This is a genomic window from Kaistia sp. 32K (assembly GCF_016629525.1).
Lineage (GTDB): Bacteria > Pseudomonadota > Alphaproteobacteria > Rhizobiales > Kaistiaceae > Kaistia.
This window is the reverse complement of record NZ_AP024269.1, coordinates 1,869,337-1,888,284: the sequence shown is the minus strand read 5'-3', so window position 1 is coordinate 1,888,284 and position 18,948 is coordinate 1,869,337. Positions and strand designations below refer to the sequence as shown.

Here is an 18,948-nt window from a genome sequence, read left to right as displayed (position 1 = left end):
TAAAGCGGCTTGCGAGATGCCGCGAACAGGCTGAGGTTTGACGCCATGGATGCCTCCACCCAGACCCCGCCGGCGGACGCCCCGCCCCTTTCCGCGTCTCGCGTCGGCTCGCCGCCGCTGCTGAAGACGCCCGGCTTCCTGCCTCTCTTCATCGTGCAGTGGTTCGGCGCCTTCGCCGACAACGCGCTGAAGAGCGCCTTCGGCTTCATGGTGGCCTATGGCGGCGCCGAGCTGTTCGGCCTGTCGCCGCAGGTGGCGGTGACGCTGGGCGGCGCGGTGTTCATGCTGCCCTTCTTCCTGTTCTCGGGCGTCTCGGGCCGGCTCTCCGACACGGTCGACAAGAAGCTGGTGGTGCGCTGGACGCGACTTGCCGAGGTCGGCCTCGCCCTGCTTTCCGCCTACGCCATCATGATCCATTCGGCGCCGCTGGCGCTGCTCGGCATGTTCTTCTACGCCGTGCAGTCGACCATCTTCGGCCCGGCCAAATATTCGATCCTGCCGCAGCTCGTCAGCCGCGACCGCCTCGTCGCCGCCAATGCGCTGTTCGAGGGCTCGACCTTCGTCGCCATCCTGCTCGGCACGCTGTTCGGCGGCTTGACCGTCGGCCTCGGCGGCAAGTGGATCGCGATCGTCGGCCTCGTCTCCGTCGCGCTTGTCGGCGCGATCGCCGCCTTCTTCGTGCCGTCCGCGCCGCCGGCTCCCGGCGCCGGGCGTTTCCAATTCTCGCTGTTCGGATCGAGCCGCGACGCGTTCGCCGCCATCCGTCGCAAGCGGACCCTCTTCCTGGCCGTCTCCGGCATCTCGTGGTTCTGGATGATCGGCCTGATCGTGATGTCGGTCTTCCCCGACTTCGCGAAATCGACGCTGAAGGTCGACGAGATCGTCGCCAATTTGCTGGTCGCCGCCTTCGTGGTCGGCATCGCGCTCGGCTCGGCCGCGACGTCAAAACTGCTCGCCGGCCGTATCTCGGCCCGGCATACGCCGATCGGCGCGCTCGTCATGGCCGCCTTCATGGTCGACCTGTCGCATGCCGCCACCGCGCTCGGCGCGGTCGGCGCCGGCGGCGCGCTCGATTTCGGCGCCTTCATCACCTCCTGGGCCGGCATCCGCGTTCTCGTCGACCTCGTCGGCGTCGCCTTCGGCGGCGGCCTCTTCACCGTGCCGCTCTATGCGCTGCTGCAGTCGCGCGCCGACGAGCGCGAGCGCTCGGCCGCGATCGCCGGCAACAACATCATGAACTCGGCGCTGATGGTGATCGGCACGGGCCTCGCCGCCGGACTGCTGGCAGCGGGCGTCACGACGCTGCAGCTCCTGTTCTGGCTCGGCCTCGCCAATGTCGTGGCAGCCGTCATCTGCCTCAAATTCGTGCCGGACGAGCTGATCAAGGCCATCGGCCATCGGCTGATGCAGATCCTCTTCCGCGCCCGCGTGAAGGGCCTGGAGCACTATGGCGAGGGCGACGACGCCGCCGTGGTGGTCGTCAACCACACCTCCTTCATCGACGCGGTGCTGATCGGCTGCATGCTGCCGGGCAAGCCCGTCTTCGCGATCAATAAATACATCGCCACCCGTTGGTGGGTGAAGCCAGCCTTTCTGTTCTTCGACCTTGTGCCTGTCGATCCGACCAGCCCCTTTACCGTCCGCAAGATGGTGAAGCTGGTCAAGGAAGGCCGCCGGTTGGTGATCTTCCCGGAGGGGCGCATCACCGTCACCGGCGCGCTGATGAAGGTCTATGACGGCCCCGCGATGATCGCCGCGCTCTCCGACGTGCCGATCATCCCGGTCCGCATCGACGGCGCGCAGTACACGATCTTCTCGCGCTTGAAGGGCAAGGTGCGGCAGCGGCTGTTCCCCGAGATTTCGATGACGGTCCTGCCACCGCGCCGGATCGAACTGACGCCGGGCCTGGTCGGGCGCAAGCGCCGGCATGAAGCCGGCCATCATCTGCAGGCGATCATGACCGAGATGGTCTACGAGACCAGCCCGGCGGCCGAGACGCTGTTCGACGGCCTGATCCGCGCCCGCCACATCAACGGCAAGCGGCCGCTGATCGAGGACGTCACGCGGAACCCCGTGGGCTACACCGCCATCCTTCGCGGCGCCTTCGCGCTCGGCAAATCCTTCGCCGCGATGAGCGCGCCGGGCGAACGGGTCGGCGTGTTGCTCCCCAACACGACCGCCGCCGTCGTCACCTTCTTCGCACTGCAGGTCACCGGCCGCATCCCGGCCATGCTCAATTTCTCCGCCGGGCCGGCCTCGGTCGACGCCGCCTGTCGCGCGGCGGAGGTGAATCTCGTGCTGACCTCGCGCCAGTTCATCGAGAAGGGCCGCCTGCAGCCGCTGATCGACACGCTCGGCGAACGGGCCCGCATCGTCTATCTGGAGGATCTACGCGGCGAGATCGGCCTCAGTCGCAAGCTCTTCGCCATGGCGGGCGGCGTCGCGCCGCGCTTCCTGAGCCGTGTCGCCTTCCAGCGCCCGACCGATCCGGAGGCCGAGGCCGTCGTGCTCTTCACCTCGGGCTCGGAAGGCACGCCGAAGGGTGTCTCGCTCAGCCATCACGCCATCCAGGCGAACCGCCAGCAGATCGCGAGCGTGGTCGACTTCTCCGGCGAGGACGTCGTCCTCAACGCGCTGCCGCTGTTCCACGCTTTCGGCCTGACGGCGGGCTGCCTGCTGCCGCTCTTCTCCGGCGTCCGCCAGATGCTCTATCCGTCGCCGCTGCACTACCGGATCGTGCCGGAGATGGCCTATGACGTGAACGCGACCATCATGTTCGGGACCGACACCTTCCTCGCCGGCTATGCCCGCATGGCGCACCCCTATGACTTTTATTCGATCCGCTACGTCTTCGCCGGCGCCGAGCGGGTGAAGCCCGAGACACGCCGCGTCTGGGCGGAAAAGTTCGGTATCCGCCTGCTGGAAGGCTATGGCACGACCGAGACCGCGCCGGTCATCGCGATCAACACGCCGATGGCGAACCGCCCCGGCTCGGTCGGTCGAGCGCTGCCGGGCATCGAGACGAAACTGGAGCCGGTCGCCGGCATTGAGGAAGGCGGCAAGCTGTTGGTTCGCGGCGCCAACGTCATGCGCGGCTACTACCGCGCCGAGGCGCCCGGGCAACTCGAGCCGCCGGTCGACGGCTGGTACGACACCGGCGACATCGTCACGATCGACGACGGCTTCATCACCATCTCCGGCCGCGCCAAGCGCTTCGCCAAGCTCGGCGGCGAGATGGTGTCGCTGGCATCGATCGAGGCGCTCGCCAGCGAATTCTGGCCGCACCACGCCACGGCGGCGGCGGCCGTGCCGCATGAGCGCAAGGGCGAGGAGATCGTGCTGGTGACCGAGCGGCCCGACGCCGACCTCGCGGAGTTCCAGCGCTTCGTCCGAAGCCGCGGCCTGTCGGAGATCATGCTGCCGCGCGCCCTGGTCTTCGTGGAAAGACTACCGTTGCTCGGCTCCGGCAAGGTCGACAACACGGCGGTGGCGGAACTGGCGCTGAGGTCCAAAGTCCCTCACCCCAACCCTCTCCCGCAAGCGGGAGAGGGTGTCGCCGCGGAGGCCAGCGGATAGACGTACGCAGGCTTCAATGAAGTCCGCCGGCGGAAAAGCCCTCGCCCGCTTGCGGGAGAGGGTTGGGTGAGGGTCTTGCTTCGGAGGTTGTAGCAGCCCCCTCCCAAACGATTGCGTGAAGCGCCTTGAAACGCTTTGTCTGCGCCCATTCTTCTCAGGCGCAGGCACAACCCGCCTGCGGATCTGCAACAATGGCGGGAGAAGAGCGATGAGGAATGCCGAGAGCTTTCCCGTAGCCGAGAGGCGCCCCCGGCGCGCGCCTGCCCTGATCCTGGCCGGTCTGGCGGCCGGCCTCGGGCTGGCGCTGGCGCTCGGGACGAACCACAGCGCCGTCGCGAAACCCGATTCTGTGACGGCGATCGACATCGCGCTCGAACCTGACGCGACCATGCTTCAGCATGCGAAGGACGCCAACGCGCGCCTGCTGAAATCCTTCCCGAAGGGTTTTGCGCTCGACGCGACGCACCATCCGCACGTTACGCTTCTGCAGCAATTCGTCCGCACCGACGATCTCGACAAGGTCTATGCGGCGGCGGAAGCGGTCCTCAGCAAGGAGAAGCCGACGACCTGGACGCTGAAGGCGATAAAATACTACTATATCCCGTCGCCACCGGTTGGACTGGCCGGCATCGTCGTCGAACCGACGGACGATCTGCATCGGCTGCAGGATGAGCTCATCAAGGCCGTCACGCCCTTTACGGTCAAAACAGGGACCCCGGCCGCGTTCTTCAGCCGGGTCCGCGGCCACGACATCCAGAAATCCCTGATCGACTATGTCGACGACTTTGTCACAGATGCCGCGGGCGAGAAATTCAATCCGCACGTAACGATCGGCGTCGCGAGGGAAAGCTATCTGAAGAAGATGCTGGCCGAGCCGTTCGAGCCGTTCACCTTCCAGGCGACGGGCGCCTCCGTCTACCAGCTCGGTACCTTCGGTACGGCGAGGAAGGAGCTGAAGGCGATCCCGCTCTCGCCCTGACAGCGCGCGTTACTTCCGCTTTTTCAACGACTTGGCGGCGTTCGCCCGGACGGCGACGTCGATCGCCGCCAGCGCCCAGTGGCGCAGTTCGTCGGTGTCGTCGAGCAGGCGCTCCGGCATCCGATAATAGCTAAGCGACGTATCGCGGCCGTTCTTCGAGCCATAGACGAAGGGCCCGCAGCCCTCCGCCTCGAAGGCCGCGCGGGTGACGTCGTCGACCTTCAGATAGATCACCTCGTCCTGCCAGATGCCGAACATCAGCCCGTCGCGGAAGAAGCCGAGGCCGCCGAACATGCGGCGAATCCGGACATTTCCGACCGGTTCGAACAGTTCCGCGAGGTAGTCGAGATCGGCGTTCATCGGGTTCCTCAGTCGGCGATATCGAGGCCCATCTGCCAGAAATCGGCCTCCAGGCGGACGGCCTGGCGGAAGATCTCCAGCAGGCGCGGATAGCGCGCCTCGGTCATCGACAATGCCGCGAGACGGTCGATCTGGGCAAGGCTCTGCCGCGCCACGTCCTGATAGCCCTCGCCGGCATATTCGCGGATCCAGGCGGCATAGGGATTGGCGTCGTCGAGGCCCGTTCCGGACGCGGCCAGCGCCGTCCCGATCTCGGCGTAACCGACGACGCAGGGCGACAGCGCAACGACCAAATCGAGCATGTCGCCGCGCAGGCCCGCCTCCTGCACGAAGCGCGTATAGGCGACCGTCGCACGCGATTCCGCCGTGTTCTCAACGGCTTCCCGCGAAAGGCCCCATTCGGCGCAGAGCTTCAGATGCAGGCTGGTCTCGTCGAGGATCGCGTGCATGCCGGCCGAGGCCTTGCGCATCTCGAGCGGGTTCGGCGCCTTGTAGACGCCGATCGCATAGGCGCGGGCGAACTCGATCAGAAACAGATAGTCCTGCACCAGATAGTGCTGGAACGACGCCTTCGGGAGCGATCCGTCGCCGAGGCCGAGGACGAAGGGATGGCGGACATAGGCCTCCCAGTCGGCCTTCGCGTCGGATTTCAGGCGTTCGAACAGGCTCGGCAAACCGGTCTCCATCGGGCGGGAATGGCAGGGAAGTCGGGGAGAGACGCAGCCGCCCGCGACGGGTTAACGGCCGGGTTAACACCCCGCCGTCCCGTCAACCGAACGGTAGCGTCGCGTTAGCGCTCAGCCGGCGGTGGCCGACGCCTCGGCCGGCTTCAGCATGACGGACTCGCCGCAGCCGCAGGCCGAGACCTCGTTCGGGTTCTTGAAGACGAAGCCGGAACGGAGCTTGGTGGTCTCGAAATCCATCACGGTGCCGAGCAGGTAGAGCACGGCGGCCGGATCGACGAACACGGTGGCGCCATGGCCCTCGATGCGCTCGTCCTTCGGGTCGGGCTCGGCGACCGGCTTCATGGTGTATTCCATGCCGGCGCAGCCGCCCTTCTTGACGCCGATGCGCAGGCCCAGCACCGGCTCGTCGGAATCCTCGACGATCTCGCGGATCCGCTCGGCGGCGGCCTCGGTCAGGGTCATCACGGCGAAGCGTGAACGGACGCCCATGGCATATCTCCAATTCGCGGCGCGAAGCGCCCTTCCGGCCCTAAGATCGGCCTTCAGATCCCGTTCTGCAAGGCACTTGCGGGCAGATCGAGATCGTTCGACCAGATGCCGGGCGTCGCCAGCTCGACGACATGCCCGTCCGGGTCATTGAAATAGAGGCTCTCGCCGCCCTGCGGCCAGCGCATTTCGGCGGTGATGACGACGCCCTTGGCGACCAGATGATCGCGCCAGGCGTCGAGCTGGCCCTTGGGGATGCGCAGCGCGAAATGATAGGGGCCGCTGCTGTCATGCGCCGGGATCGTGCCGCCCGGCAGGTGCACGTCCTGCAAGGTCGCGCCGCGCCGGAACAGGAGCAGCACGCTCGCCGGCCCCGCGTCGAAGGCGACGAGGCGGTCGTCCGCGATCATCGCCTTCAGGCCGAGAATGTCGCGATAGAAGGCGGCGGCGCGCTTTATGTCGTCGACATAGATCGCCGTTTCCAGAATCCCGGTGATCGGCGGCGCCATGCTCACGGCGGACCTCAGTACCAGTCGAGCGCGACGCGCGCCTCGTCCGACATCCGGTCCTGCGACCAGGGCGGATCGAAGGTCATGGTGACGTCGACGCGGCCGACGCCCGGAACGGCGCCGACGGCGTTCTCGACCCAGCCCGGCATCTCGCCGGCGACCGGGCAGCCCGGCGCCGTCAGCGTCATCTCGATCGCGATGTTGCGGTCGTCGTCGACGTCGATCTTGTAGATCAGGCCGAGCTCGTAGATGTCGGCCGGGATCTCGGGATCGTAGACGGTCTTCAGCGCGGCGATGATGTCGCCGGTGAGCCGCTCCAGCTCCTCGGCCGGGATAGCCGAGCCGGCGACGACCGGCGTCGTCTCCGGGCCCTCGGCGTCGACGGTCTCTTCGCGGGTCAGCGTGGCATCGTCCATTTCAGATCCTCATGCGAAGAAAGCATGCGCCTTGACCAGCGCATCGGCAAGGCGATCGACTTCGTCCAGCGTGTTGTAGAGACCGAACGACGCCCGACATGTGGAGGTCACGCCGAAGCGCTGCAAGAGCGGCTGGGCGCAGTGGGTTCCGGCGCGGACGGCGACGCCCTCGCGGTCGATGATGGTCGAGACGTCATGCGCGTGCGCGCCCGCCATCTCGAACGAGATGATCGCGCCCTTGTTCTTCGTCGTGCCGAAGATCTTCAGGCTGTTGATCGCCGAAAGCCGTTCCGTTGCATAGTCGCGCAGCCGCTCCTCATGCGCGAGGATGCGGTCGCGGCCGATGCCCTCGATGTAGTTGAGCGACGCGCCGAGGCCGATCGCCTGGACGATCGGCGGCGTGCCGGCCTCGAAGCGGTGCGGCGGCACGCCATAGGTGACGTTGTCCTCGGTGACGTCGCGGATCATCTCGCCACCGCCGAGGAAGGGCGGCATCACCTCGAGCAGCGCCTTCTTGGCATAGAGCACGCCGATGCCGGTCGGGCCGTAGAGCTTGTGGCCGGTGACGCAGTAGAAATCGGCGTCGAGATCGCGGACGTCGACCGGCAGGTGCACGGCGCCCTGGCTGCCATCGACCAGCACCTTGACGCCATGCGCGTGGGCGATGCGGATCACGTCCTTGATCGGCACCACCGTGCCGGTGACGTTCGACATGTGGGTGATCGCGACGATCTTGGTCTTCGGCGTGATCAGCTTCTCGAATTCGTCGATGAGGAACGTGCCGTCATCGGCGATCGGCGCCCACTTGATCACCGCGCCCTTGCGCTCGCGCAGGAAATGCCAGGGCACGATGTTCGAGTGGTGCTCGAGGATCGAGAGGATGATCTCGTCGCCCTCCCCGATCTCCATCTGGCCGAGCGACGCGGCGACGAGGTTGATCGCCTCGGTCGAGGAGCGCGTGAAGATGATCTCGTCGACCGAGCCGGCATTCAGGAAACGCCGGACGGTCTCGCGCGACGCCTCATAGGCGTCGGTCGCGACGTTGGAGAGATAGTGCAGGCCGCGATGGACGTTGGCGTATTCTTCCGAATAGGCCTTCACCACCGCGTCCAGCATCGCCTGCGGCTTCTGCGCGGAGGCGCCGTTGTCGAGATAGACGAGCGGCTTGCCATGCACGGTCCTCGAAAGGATCGGAAAGTCCCGCCGTATCGCCTGAACGTCATAGGCGCCCAAATCGCTCATGCTGCTTCTTGTCCACGCGTTGCCAGCCACTCGCGGGCGATCGCCTCGAAGGCGTCGCCGATCGCTTCGTCGCCGAGGCCCTCGATCGCCTCGGCCAGGAATGCCGTCACCAGCAGGGTCTCGGCCTCGGGACGCGGAATGCCGCGCGAGAGCAGGTAGAACAGGATGTCCTCGTCGATCTCGCCGCTGGTCGCGCCATGCGCGCACTGGACGTCGTCGGCGAAGATCTCGAGCTCCGGCTTGGCGAAGAACGAGGCGTCCTCGGAGAGGAGCAGGCCCTGCGTCATCATCCGGCCGTCGGTCTTCTGCGCATCGGGGCGAACCACGATGCGGCCCTGGAAGACGCCTTCGGCGCGGCCGTCCATCACGGCCTTGAACAGCTCGCGGCTGGAGCCGTTCGGCACGGCGTGATCGACGCCGAGCGCGATGTCGGCATGCTGCTTGCCGCGCACCATCGTCGCGCCGAAGAGGCCCGCGCGGGCGTTCTCGCCGGTATAGGTGACGAAGCTCTGCGCGCGCGAGATCGCGGCGCCGGTCATCAGGGTGAGATGATCGAACTCGGTCTCCGTGCCGATCGAAACGGCGAGCGTGCCGAGATGGACGGCGGCGGCGCCTTCCGTCTGCAGCTTGGCCCAGACCGCCTTGGCGCGATCGCCGACCGAAACCTCGGTGACGACATTCGCCTGGTATGCGGTATCCGCCGGTCCGACATGCGTCTCGAGGATCCGGGCGGAGGCTTCCGCGCCGATGGTGACGATGTTGCGGACATGCGAGGCGACGGCCGAGCTGGTCCAATGCGCGATCTCGATCGCGCGCTCGATCTTCGCGCCGGCGGGAACGTCGATGACGACGCCGCCGGTCATCAGCGCCGTGTTCAGCGAGACGACGGCGTCCTTGAGCGTCGCGATCTCACGGCCGATCGAGGCGTCGCCGGCGCGGAGCAGCTCGACCAGCGGTCGGACGGTCACGCCGTCGAGCCCTGCGAGATCGGAGAGATCCGGACGGAACACGCCATCGAGCACGACGAGGCGCGCGCGATCGAGACCCGGGAGCGGATCCGCCAGCGAGACGGGCTCTGCGCCATGGCCATTCGCCAGCGGCGGAATGGTCCTGAGCAGGGCGCGCAGGTCGGTATAGCGCCAGGGCTCGGTGCGGCGATGCGGCAGGCCCAGCTGCTGGAAGGCGACGAAGGCGGCCTCGCGCGCCGCGGCGATCGCCGGCGAACCCGGCAGATCGGTGCGGGCGGCGGCGAATTCCAGCGCCAGCGTATCTTCAGCCTGTGTGCGCAGGATGCGCGGCTCGGCGTTCATCGATGCCACTCCCCCGCTCAAACCGGCTCGTCGACGTAGTCGGCGTAGCCCTTGGCTTCCAGCTCGAGCGCCAGCTCCGGACCGCCGGTGCGGACGATGCGGCCGGCCGACATCACATGCACCTTGTCGGGGACGATGTGGTCGAGCAGGCGCTGGTAGTGGGTGATGACGAGCATCGAGCGATCCGGCGAACGGAGCGCGTTGACGCCCTCCGAGACGATGCGCAGGGCGTCGATGTCGAGGCCCGAATCCGTCTCGTCGAGGATGGCGAGCTTCGGCTCGAGCAGCGCCATCTGCAGGATCTCGTTGCGCTTCTTCTCGCCGCCGGAGAAGCCGACATTGAGCGGACGGCGAAGCATTTCCTGAGTCACGTTCAGCTTTTCCGACGCGGTCTTCACGCGGCGCATGAAGTCCGGCGTGGTCAGCTCGGCCTCGCCGCGCGCCTTGCGCTGGGCGTTGAGGGCGGCCTTCAGGAAGGTCATGGTGGCGACGCCGGGGATCTCCAGCGGGTACTGGAAGGCGAGGAAGACGCCTGCCGAGGCGCGATCCTCGGCCGCGGTCTCGACGATGTTCTCGCCGTCGAAGATGATCTCGCCATCGGTGACGTCATAGCCGTCGCGGCCGGCCAGCACGTAGGAGAGCGTCGACTTGCCGGAGCCGTTCGGCCCCATGATCGCGTGGACTTCGCCGGTCGGGACGACCAGATCGACGCCGCGCAGGATCTCCTTGCCGTCGATGGAGGCGTGGAGGTTCTTGATCTCGAGCATATCGTTGTTCCGTTCAATTCTGCGCCTTGAACCGTTCCGGGGTGGCCGAAGCGCCGACGGCGTTCCGGGAAGGTCACGGGCGATCGAAGCGCCCCCTTCCCGAAACCGGCTGCGCCGGTTTCGGCCTCCCCCCGGCGGGGGAGGTTCAGGCAAGGTATGGCTTAGCCGACCGACCCTTCGAGGCTGATCGAGATCAGCTTCTGGGCCTCGACCGCGAATTCCATCGGCAGCTGCTGGATGACGTCCTTGACGAAACCGTTGACGATCAGCGCCACGGCCTCCTCGGACGAAAGCCCGCGCTGGAGGCAATAGAACAGCTGGTCGTCGGCGATCTTCGACGTCGTCGCCTCATGCTCGAAGACCGCGCTGGCGTTCTTCGATTCGATGTAGGGCACGGTGTGCGCGCCGCACTTGTCGCCGATCAGCAGGCTGTCGCAATTGGTGAAATTGCGCGCGCCCGACGCCTTGCGGTGCGCCGAGACGAGGCCGCGATAGGTGTTGTCGGAGCGGCCGGCGGCGATGCCCTTCGAGATGATCCGGCTCTTCGTGTTCTTGCCGAGATGGATCATCTTGGTGCCGCTATCGACCTGCTGATAGCCGTTCGACACCGCGATCGAATAGAACTCGCCCTGGCTGTCGTCGCCGCGCAGGATGCAGGACGGGTACTTCCAGGTGATGGCCGAGCCGGTCTCGACCTGCGTCCACGAGATCTTCGAGCGGTCGCCACGGCAATCGCCGCGCTTGGTCACGAAGTTGTAGATGCCGCCCTTGCCGTCCTTGTCGCCCGGGTACCAGTTCTGGACGGTCGAGTACTTGATCTCGGCGTCTTCCTGGGCGACCAGCTCGACGACAGCCGCATGCAGCTGGTTCTCGTCGCGCATCGGCGCCGTGCAGCCTTCGAGATAGGAGACGTAGGCCCCCTTCTCGGCGATGATCAGCGTGCGCTCGAACTGGCCGGTATTCCGCTCGTTGATGCGGAAATAGGTCGACAGCTCCATCGGGCAGCGGACGCCCTCGGGGATGTAGACGAACGAGCCGTCCGAGAAGACAGCCGAGTTCAGCGTCGCGTAGAAATTGTCGGTCGTCGGCACGACGGAGCCGAGATACTTCTTCACGATCTCCGGATATTCGCGGATCGCCTCGGAAATGGCGCAGAAGATGACGCCGGCCTTCTTCAGCTCTTCCTTGAAGGTCGTGACGACCGAGACGGAATCGAACACCGCGTCGACGGCGACGCGCGAGCCCGCGCCCTCGACGCCGGCCAGGATCTCGCGCTCGCGCAGCGGGATGCCCAGCTTCTCATAGGTGGCGAGGAGCTCGGGATCGACCTCGTCGAGCGACTTCGGACCGGCCGTGCTCTTCGGCGCCGAATAGTAATAGAGATCCTCGAAATCGATCTTCGGATACTGGACGCGCGACCAGGTCGGCTCCGTCATGGTCAGCCAGCGCCGATAGGCGTCGAGCCGCCATTCGAGCATCCATTCCGGCTCGTTCTTCTTGGCGGAGATGTAGCGGACGATATCCTCCGAAAGGCCCTTGGGGGCTCGTTCGGACTCGATATCGGTCACGAAACCATATTTGTACTGATCGACATCGATCTGGCGAACCTGATCGACTGTCTCCTGAACTGCAGGCATTGCCTACTCCATCCACAGCGGTTTCAAGGACCGCGGGTTGAGTGCGTTGTCATGCGGCGCGTGTCACGCCCGGCGCGAGCCGTCTCATGACACGTCCCCAGACCTCCGTAAATCTACGTATGTCCGTTTCGGTGGTTTCCCATCCGAAACTGACGCGGATCGCGGATTTCGCATATGGATCCGGCACGTTCATCGCCTTCATCACATGCGAAACACCGACTTTTCCCGAAGAACACGCGGATCCGGCTGATACCGCGACCCCTTCGAGATCGAGCGCGATCACCAGCGTTTCCGCCGAGAGACCGTTGACGCCGAGGGACAGCGTCTGCGGGAGCCGCTCGGCTTCCCCGCTCAATTGCATGGCAGGCTCCGCCGCCGTCGCGATTTCGTCGCGCCAGCGCGCCCATTCGGCCTGCCGGTCGAGATCGGCGCGGGCGCAATCCGCCGCGACGCCGAAGCCCGTGATCGCCGCCACGTTCTGCGTGCCGGCGCGGCTGTATTTCTCCTGTCCGCCACCGACGAGCAGCGGCGCCGGCGATACCAGATCGCCACCCAGCACCAAGGCGCCGGCGCCCTGCGGGCCGCCGAGCTTGTGCGCCGAGAGCGTCAGAAGGTCGACGCCGAGCTCGGCGATGTCGACCGGGATGCGGCCGGCGGCCTGGATCGCGTCGGTATGCACAAGCGCGCCGAACGAGCGGGCGATCTCGGCGATCTCGGCCACCGGCTGGATCGTACCGGTCTCGTTGTTCGCCAACATGACAGAGACGAGCGCCCGCTTGCCCTCGGCAGCGACCGCGCCCAGCTGCGCCTTGAGATCGGCGAGATCGAGCCGGCCCTCGCCGTCGACGGCGACGATACGGACCTTGTCGGCGCCGAAGCGGCCGCCGGCGAGCACGGAAGGGTGTTCCGTCGCCCCGACCAGCACCACGTCGATCGAAACCGTTGCCGCGCCGACCCGCATCACCGGCGACAGCGCCGTGACATTCGCCTCGGTGCCGCCGGACGTGAAGATCACCCGCGCCGGATCGGCATTGACCAGAGCCGCGACGCGGCGTCGCGCCGTCTCGACCCGGGAGCGGGCCGCCCGGCCCTCGCCATGCACGGAAGAGGCGTTGCCGGTGGCCTCCAGCGCATCGACCATCGCCGCGCGCGCTTCGGGACGAAGCGGCGCGCCGGCGTTGTAGTCGAGATAGATGCGCGGCGCGGCCAAGGCTTGCAGTCTCCAGTCGCGAGCGGATGTCGCATTATGCTTGAAATCCGGACCCCGCCTCATGCTACAAGGCCCGCTACACGGCAGGATCGACATCCGACGCCAATTTCGAAGAATTCTAAAGTGTTCTAGAAACCCTGACGCTCAGAGTCAAGTTACGATTTGACGCTGATATAGGTCGCTTGGGGGCTTCTGAACAGATCGAAAGGTCCGAGGCAAAAAATGCCCGAGGTTATCTTCACCGGCCCCGCCGGTCGCATCGAGGGTCGATTCCAGCCCTCGAAGGAAAAGAACGGCCCGATCGCCATCATCCTGCACCCGCATCCGCAGTTCGGCGGCACGATGAACAACGCGATCACCTACCAGCTGTTCTACATGTTCGCGAAGCGCGGCTTCGCGGTGCTGCGGTTCAATTTCCGCGGCGTCGGCCGCAGCCAGGGCGAGTTCGACCATGGCGAAGGCGAGCTGTCGGATGCGGCATCCGCGCTCGACTGGGTGCAGACCATCCATCCCGACGCGCGCGCCTGCTGGGTCGCCGGCTTCTCGTTCGGCGCCTGGATCGGCATGCAGCTTTTGATGCGCCGGCCGGAGATCGAGGGCTTCATCTCGGTCGCGCCGCAGGCCAACCTCTACGACTTCTCGTTCCTGGCGCCCTGCCCTTCCTCCGGCCTGATCGTGCATGGCGACCAGGACAAGGTCGCGCCGCCGAAGGACGTGCAGACGCTGGTCGACAAGCTGAAGACCCAGAAGGGCATCATCGTCGAGCAGCAGATCATGCCGGGCGCCAACCACTTCTTCGAAGGCCAGGTCGAGCCGTTGATCGATATCTGCGGCAACTATGTCGACAAGCGCCTCGCCATGCTGAGCGCCGCCTGACGCTTCCGGCAGGGCCGAGCGCCCCTGCCCGCACGAACCAAAACGGCCCGAGGCGTCAACGCCCGGGCCGTTTCTTTTTGTTGATGGCCGGCTTTGGACGAACAGTCGCAGCACCGCCTTGCGATCCGCGACGCCAGCGCTGCGTTGGGTCGCGTCTTCCCGGCGCGAACCGGCATCGGGGTCGCTTGAAAACGCCAAAAAAAAGAAAGGGCCCCGCCGAAGCGGAGCCCTCACCCCCGTCTTTCTTTGGATCAGAACTTGTAGTTCAGACCCAGCTTGACCGTGTGGAACTTGATATCGGCATCGTTGTCGCCGACAATACCCTGGAAGCCGTTCAGACTATTGGTGTGAATGCTGCCGAGATCGACATAGAGATACTCGGTCTTCAGGGTGATGTTCTTCGTGATGCCATATTCGACGCCGGCGCCGGCAGTCCAACCCCACCGGGTGTCGGAGAAGGAATTGCTGTCGGTGAAGCCGAGAACGTTGTCGGTATAGCTGGAGGAGCTTTCGACGTCGCCATAGGCCGCGCCGCCGGTGCCGTAGATCAGCAGATTGTCCCAGGCATAGCCGATCCGGCCGCGCAGGGTGCCGAACCAATCGACCTTCGCCTCCTGGTTCGTCGAGACGCCATAGTTAAAGTCGGCGGTATGTTCCGCGCTGATGCCGGCAGCCGCGATATCGGCTTCGACACCGACCACCCAGTTGGGCGAGAACTGGTAGTTGTAGCCGACCTGCGCGCCGCCGAAGGCGCCAAAGGCGTTGTCGCTCCAACCCACGGAGAAGTTGCCCGGGTCCGTGAACGTCGTATCGAAGCCGCCGCCGCCGATGCCGCCATGCACACCGATGTAGAAGCCGGTCCAGTTGAAGGCGACCGGCGCCACCACCGGCGCGGGCTCATAGGTCAGGTCGGCGGCGTGTGCGCCGACGACGCCGAGCGCCAGCACCGAAGCCATGGTTGCACTGCGAAGCATGAATTTCATCGGGAGCTCCTTACGCTCGGAAGGTTCCTGACGATCGACGGGATGGGCCAGGGGGCAGAACAGTCGATCACCGATGTCAGGACTGTAGCGCACCCATTCCACTTTGACTGTTGCAGAACAGCATCACCCAAAACACAACCTGACGCTACGTTAGTACGCCATTCTTCTTCATGATGAGCAAGTAAACTTATCAAATTTTCGGCAAAGTATTGAAGGATAAGACCAAGCGCCGAATGACGCTGCGTGACCCTCGCCACCACACGCCGTTGAAGATTTTTTCCGGGCGCTCTTCTAAATGCCGCGTGCACGGTACCCGGCGCCCGTTTTCAACCTGAAATTGCCAATTTGGTCGGGATTTCGGGTGCCAGACGCCTCGCCGCCGCCGACTCGGGACCGGGCAAACGGCCATCTCCGAGTCGCCGCCGGCGCCGCATCGCGGGGACGGCGCACCATCCCGGGCGTAAAGATCGGGGCACGAGGCGCGCACAAAAAAGCGGACCGCCCTGGGGCCGGTCCGCCAATCCGCTTCGCCGCCGAAGGACGCGAGATCGCCCTAGAGGGACCCGGCGACCTTGTTCGCCGTCGCCACCTTGCCAAGCGCGCCGGCCTTGCCAGGAGCCTTGGGCTTCGCACGGGTCAGCCTGGCGATCTCGGAGACGACCTGCTCATGCAAGACACGGTTCTTGTCGATATCGAAATGGGAGAGTTCGGCCTTGATGTCGCGGCGCTTGCGCACATCGGAATTGACGACCCGCCTTTCCGCGCCGGCCGGCACGTCGAGCGCCGAGCTCCAGCCATTGTTCGACTGGTAGAGGTTGAGATAGCGCCGGACGCCCGGCGACACCGGGCCGGCGGTGGTCGGATCGAAGGTGACGACGAGATCGACGGGCACGCCGTTGCGCGAGAGCTGCTGTGCCATCAAGAGCGCGGCATTGGCGCCGAGCGAGTGGCCGACGAGGACGATCGGCCGGGTCGCCTTCGGATCGGCCTTGTACTTGGCGGTGATCTCGGCGGCGATGCGCGGCCAGTTGGCGTGGTTGAGCACGTGATTGGGAATGCCCTGGCTGCTCAGTTCCTTGGACATGTCGTCCATGCCGAGCGAGAAGACATTGGCAAGGCCGCGGAAGAGATAGACCTGGGGATCGCGCTGCGCCTTGGCGGGCTTCGCGGCCTGGCTCCGTGCTTTCTTGACCGGCGCCGGCTTGGCCGGATCGGCCTGGGCGACCGGCGACTGAGCCGGCGGCTGGGCCGGCGCCGCGGCGGAAACCGACACGAGCGGCGCGGACAGCAACGCAGTGCCCATCAGCACATAGCAGAGTTTGGTCAGGCGGCTCGGCATGCGTATCTCCCCAGTCAGTAACGTGCGGCCATGCTTGCCGCAGGCGGTGCGATTCGTCCAATCAGCGCAGGAGCTCCGCCGGTTCGGCCAGAACGCCGCCCGGCATCGGATAGGGAACGCCTGTCGTCTCCGGCAGGCTCAGCGGCAGGCCGGCGACGCTGCGCGCCGCCAGATAGGCGAAGGCCTGCGCCTCCAGGAAATCGCCTGACCAGCCGAGCGCGTCAGCCGGCGTGACGGTGGCGCCGCTCGCCTCGGCGAGACACCGCAGGATGGCGGGATTATGCGCGCCGCCGCCACAGACGATGATCTGGTCGGCGCCGCCGGCGAGCGCCACGGCGCGCGCGATCGACTCGGCCGTGAAGGCGGCGAGCGTCGCGGCAGCGTCGGCGGTCGAAAGCCTTGCCACCGGCGCGCGCGAAAAAGCGTCGCGGTCGAGCGATTTCGGCGGCGGCAGGCTGAACCAGGGATCATCCATCATTTCGGCCAGCGACTGCTGGTGCACGATTCCCGACGAAGAGAGCACGCCGCCGACATCCATGGCGGCGCCGGTGCGCTCGCGCACGAGATCGTCGATCAGCGCGTTGCCGGGGCCGGTATCGAAGGCGACGATCGAGCCGTCGGCGCCGATGCGCGTGACATTGCCGACGCCACCGATGTTCACCACGGCGACATCGCCTTCCAGGCGGGCGGCGCGCACGAGCGCGGCGTGGAAGATCGGCACCAGCGGCGCTCCCTGCCCGCCGGCCGCGACATCGGCGGCGCGGAAGTCGTAGACGACCGGGAGGCCGAGCCGCCGCGACAGCGCCGCGCCGTCGCCAATCTGGATGGTCAGCCGGCGACCCGGCGCATGGAAGACGGTCTGGCCGTGGAAGCCGACCAGCGTGACGCGCGGCGCGTCGACATCAACGCGGGAGAGCAGCGCCTCGACGGCCTCGGCATGGGCCTCGGTGACGATTCGCTCCGCCTCGGCGAGCACACCGGGCCGGTCGTCGCGCCGGTCGAGATGCACCGCGGCGGCCAGCGCCGCCCGCAGCACGGCGCGCTCCTCAGGCTCATAAGCTCGGAAATGGGTCGGGCCGAAAGCCTCGACTTCTTCGCCGTCGGTCGCGATCAGGGCCGCGTCGACGCCGTCCATTGACGTTCCACTCATGAGGCCGACAACGACGGTTCTGCGCATTCGTTCCCCCGGAATAGTTCCGAATCCGGGATAGACCCTGCGATCGCCCGGGCAAAGAGCAGATCGGCAACAGTCGCGCCGTTTCGTTCACGCCGCCAATCCGCCACGTGACAAACGCCTTCGGCTGATCTATATGCGCTGACATGACTTTCGCCGCCACCACCTATGCTTGGTACTTTAGCTATCCGCTCGCAATGGCGGAGGTAGGGGTGCGCGCGGTCTAAAAAGCCGCAGAATGTCCCGAAGCCGCCAGACACCTGGCGGCTTTTTTTTGTGCCGCCGGGTGGGTCCAATCCCAAGGAGCCACACCCGTGTTGATGACCGACGATCTTCGCATCCGCGATCTGAAAGAGCTGAGCACGCCCGAGCAGGTGATGCGGGAATTCCCGCGCACCGAGACGGCGACCGAGACGGTCACCGCCGCCCGCGCCGCCGTGCACAACGTCCTCCAGGGCGAGGACGACCGCCTGGTCGTCGTGATCGGCCCCTGCTCGATCCATGATCCCGTCGCCGCGATGGACTACGCCCGCCGCCTGGCGGAGATCCGCCCCTACCTCGCCGACCGGCTCGAGATCATCATGCGGGTCTATTTCGAGAAGCCGCGCACGACGGTCGGCTGGAAGGGCCTGATCAACGATCCCAATCTCGACGGCAGCTTCGAGATCGACAAGGGCCTGCGGATCGCCCGCAACCTCCTGCTCGACATCAACGATCTCGGCATGCCGGCCGGCTCCGAATTCCTCGACATGACGACGCCGCAATACTTCGCCGATCTCGTCAGCTGGGGCGCCATCGGCGCGCGGACGACGGAAAGCCAAGTGCATCGCGAGCTCGCCTCCGGCCTCTCCTGCGGCGTCGGCTTCAAGAACGGTACGGACGGCAACGTCAAGATCGCGCTCGACGCGGTGCTGTCGGCGTCCGAGCCGCATCATTTCCTGGCCGTGACCAAGACCGGCCGCTCGGCGATCGCCACCACGGCCGGCAACGAGGATTGTCACATCATCCTGCGCGGCGGCAAGACGACCAACTATGACGCGGCCAGCGTCGAGGAAGCCGCCAAGGCGTCGGAAAAGGCCGGCATCACGCCGCGCATCATGATCGACGCCAGCCACGCCAACTCGTCGAAGAAGCCGGAAAACCAGCCGCTCGTCGTCGAGGACATCGCCCGCCAGCTCGAAGCCGGTGACAGCCGCATCATGGGCGTGATGGTCGAGAGCAATCTGGTCGCCGGCCGGCAGGACCTCGTCGAGGGCCAGCCGCTCGTCTACGGCCAGAGCATCACCGACGGCTGCATCGACTGGGACACCACCGTCGACGTGCTCGAGCGGCTCGCCGCCACCGTCGAGGCCCGCCGCGCCGCCGTCCGCCGCGCCGCGTGAAGCAAGATCCGGGAAA

General features: G+C 66.2%; 17 protein-coding genes. 4 read left to right on the top strand and 13 right to left on the bottom strand.

Annotated elements, in window-relative coordinates; all coding sequences use genetic code 11:
- Positions 1-45 precede the first annotated feature (45 nt).
- The gene (locus K32_RS08435; RefSeq protein WP_201403588.1) at positions 46-3,576 is read left to right on the top strand and encodes an acyl-[ACP]--phospholipid O-acyltransferase; all 3,531 of its coding nucleotides are present in this window, start codon (positions 46-48) and stop codon (positions 3,574-3,576) included.
- Between the two features lie 208 nt (positions 3,577-3,784).
- Positions 3,785-4,555, top strand: coding sequence for a 2'-5' RNA ligase family protein (locus K32_RS08430; RefSeq protein WP_201403587.1), 771 nt, complete (start codon positions 3,785-3,787; stop codon positions 4,553-4,555).
- 9 nt (positions 4,556-4,564) lie between these two features.
- Here K32_RS08430 and K32_RS08425 read toward each other — a convergent pair whose 3' ends face one another.
- From K32_RS08425 to K32_RS08380, 10 genes are all read right to left on the bottom strand, one after another.
- Positions 4,565-4,915 carry a TfoX/Sxy family protein gene (locus K32_RS08425; protein WP_201403586.1) on the bottom strand — a complete coding sequence of 117 codons (351 nt, stop codon included), beginning with the start codon at positions 4,913-4,915 and terminating at the stop codon, positions 4,565-4,567.
- Between the two features lie 8 nt (positions 4,916-4,923).
- Entirely contained in the window at positions 4,924-5,589 is a 666-nt protein-coding gene (gene tenA, locus K32_RS08420; RefSeq protein ID WP_244669907.1) for a thiaminase II, read from the bottom strand.
- 123 nt (positions 5,590-5,712) lie between these two features.
- A complete protein-coding gene (gene sufA / locus K32_RS08415) occupies positions 5,713-6,090 on the bottom strand; it encodes a Fe-S cluster assembly scaffold SufA (protein ID WP_201403584.1) in 378 nt (125 codons plus the stop codon).
- A gap of 53 nt (positions 6,091-6,143) precedes the next feature.
- Complete coding sequence (locus K32_RS08410; protein ID WP_201404413.1) at positions 6,144-6,596, bottom strand: VOC family protein; 453 nt, start codon at positions 6,594-6,596, stop codon at positions 6,144-6,146.
- Between the two features lie 14 nt (positions 6,597-6,610).
- Positions 6,611-7,012 carry an SUF system Fe-S cluster assembly protein gene (locus K32_RS08405; RefSeq protein ID WP_201403583.1) on the bottom strand — a complete coding sequence of 134 codons (402 nt, stop codon included), beginning with the start codon at positions 7,010-7,012 and terminating at the stop codon, positions 6,611-6,613.
- A 9-nt stretch (positions 7,013-7,021) separates the two neighbouring features.
- Positions 7,022-8,254, bottom strand: coding sequence for a cysteine desulfurase (locus tag K32_RS08400; RefSeq protein WP_201403582.1), 1,233 nt, complete (start codon positions 8,252-8,254; stop codon positions 7,022-7,024).
- Positions 8,251-9,564, bottom strand: coding sequence for a Fe-S cluster assembly protein SufD (gene sufD, locus K32_RS08395; protein WP_201403581.1), 1,314 nt, complete (start codon positions 9,562-9,564; stop codon positions 8,251-8,253). The genes K32_RS08400 and sufD overlap by 4 nt, the downstream gene beginning before the upstream one ends.
- 17 nt (positions 9,565-9,581) lie before the next feature.
- Positions 9,582-10,331 carry a Fe-S cluster assembly ATPase SufC gene (gene sufC / locus K32_RS08390; RefSeq protein ID WP_201403580.1) on the bottom strand — a complete coding sequence of 250 codons (750 nt, stop codon included), beginning with the start codon at positions 10,329-10,331 and terminating at the stop codon, positions 9,582-9,584.
- Between the two features lie 161 nt (positions 10,332-10,492).
- Positions 10,493-11,968, bottom strand: a complete 1,476-nt coding sequence (sufB, locus tag K32_RS08385; RefSeq protein ID WP_201403579.1) for a Fe-S cluster assembly protein SufB — start codon at positions 11,966-11,968, stop codon at positions 10,493-10,495.
- A gap of 49 nt (positions 11,969-12,017) precedes the next feature.
- Complete coding sequence (locus K32_RS08380) at positions 12,018-13,178, bottom strand: cysteine desulfurase family protein (protein ID WP_201403578.1); 1,161 nt, start codon at positions 13,176-13,178, stop codon at positions 12,018-12,020.
- A gap of 222 nt (positions 13,179-13,400) precedes the next feature.
- On the opposite strand from K32_RS08380, the gene K32_RS08375 reads away from it, so the two are divergent.
- Entirely contained in the window at positions 13,401-14,054 is a 654-nt protein-coding gene (locus K32_RS08375; protein WP_201403577.1) for an alpha/beta hydrolase, read from the top strand.
- A 251-nt stretch (positions 14,055-14,305) separates the two neighbouring features.
- On the opposite strand, the gene K32_RS08370 is transcribed toward K32_RS08375, so the two are convergent.
- The 3 genes from K32_RS08370 to K32_RS08360 form a co-directional block, all read right to left on the bottom strand.
- Positions 14,306-15,037: an outer membrane protein gene (locus tag K32_RS08370; RefSeq protein WP_201403576.1), complete on the bottom strand. Its 732-nt coding sequence runs from the start codon at positions 15,035-15,037 to the stop codon at positions 14,306-14,308.
- Positions 15,038-15,590: 553 nt separating this feature from the next.
- Positions 15,591-16,376, bottom strand: a complete 786-nt coding sequence (locus K32_RS08365; protein WP_201403575.1) for a thioesterase domain-containing protein — start codon at positions 16,374-16,376, stop codon at positions 15,591-15,593.
- 61 nt (positions 16,377-16,437) lie between these two features.
- The gene (locus K32_RS08360; RefSeq protein WP_201403574.1) at positions 16,438-17,553 is read right to left on the bottom strand and encodes an anhydro-N-acetylmuramic acid kinase; all 1,116 of its coding nucleotides are present in this window, start codon (positions 17,551-17,553) and stop codon (positions 16,438-16,440) included.
- Between the two features lie 317 nt (positions 17,554-17,870).
- Between K32_RS08360 and K32_RS08355 the strand changes: the two genes are divergently transcribed.
- Complete coding sequence (locus K32_RS08355; RefSeq protein WP_201403573.1) at positions 17,871-18,932, top strand: 3-deoxy-7-phosphoheptulonate synthase; 1,062 nt, start codon at positions 17,871-17,873, stop codon at positions 18,930-18,932.
- The last annotated feature ends 16 nt before the right edge of the window (positions 18,933-18,948 follow it).

Bases quoted from the DNA above. Each gene is read 5' to 3' on its own strand.
- K32_RS08435 (WP_201403588.1), top strand. From the start codon at position 46: ATGGATGCCTCCACCCAGACCCCGCCGGCGGACGCCCCGCCCCTTTCC.
- K32_RS08430 (WP_201403587.1), top strand. From the start codon at position 3,785: ATGAGGAATGCCGAGAGCTTTCCCGTAGCCGAGAGGCGCCCCCGGCGC.
- K32_RS08425 (WP_201403586.1), bottom strand. From the start codon at position 4,915: ATGAACGCCGATCTCGACTACCTCGCGGAACTGTTCGAACCGGTCGGA.
- sufA (WP_201403584.1), bottom strand. From the start codon at position 6,090: ATGGGCGTCCGTTCACGCTTCGCCGTGATGACCCTGACCGAGGCCGCC.
- K32_RS08410 (WP_201404413.1), bottom strand. From the start codon at position 6,596: ATGGCGCCGCCGATCACCGGGATTCTGGAAACGGCGATCTATGTCGAC.
- K32_RS08405 (WP_201403583.1), bottom strand. From the start codon at position 7,012: ATGGACGATGCCACGCTGACCCGCGAAGAGACCGTCGACGCCGAGGGC.
- K32_RS08400 (WP_201403582.1), bottom strand. From the start codon at position 8,254: ATGAGCGATTTGGGCGCCTATGACGTTCAGGCGATACGGCGGGACTTT.
- sufD (WP_201403581.1), bottom strand. From the start codon at position 9,564: ATGAACGCCGAGCCGCGCATCCTGCGCACACAGGCTGAAGATACGCTG.
- sufC (WP_201403580.1), bottom strand. From the start codon at position 10,331: ATGCTCGAGATCAAGAACCTCCACGCCTCCATCGACGGCAAGGAGATC.
- sufB (WP_201403579.1), bottom strand. From the start codon at position 11,968: ATGCCTGCAGTTCAGGAGACAGTCGATCAGGTTCGCCAGATCGATGTC.
- K32_RS08375 (WP_201403577.1), top strand. From the start codon at position 13,401: ATGCCCGAGGTTATCTTCACCGGCCCCGCCGGTCGCATCGAGGGTCGA.
- K32_RS08370 (WP_201403576.1), bottom strand. From the start codon at position 15,037: ATGAAATTCATGCTTCGCAGTGCAACCATGGCTTCGGTGCTGGCGCTC.
- K32_RS08365 (WP_201403575.1), bottom strand. From the start codon at position 16,376: ATGCCGAGCCGCCTGACCAAACTCTGCTATGTGCTGATGGGCACTGCG.
- K32_RS08360 (WP_201403574.1), bottom strand. From the start codon at position 17,553: ATGCGCAGAACCGTCGTTGTCGGCCTCATGAGTGGAACGTCAATGGAC.
- K32_RS08355 (WP_201403573.1), top strand. From the start codon at position 17,871: ATGACCGACGATCTTCGCATCCGCGATCTGAAAGAGCTGAGCACGCCC.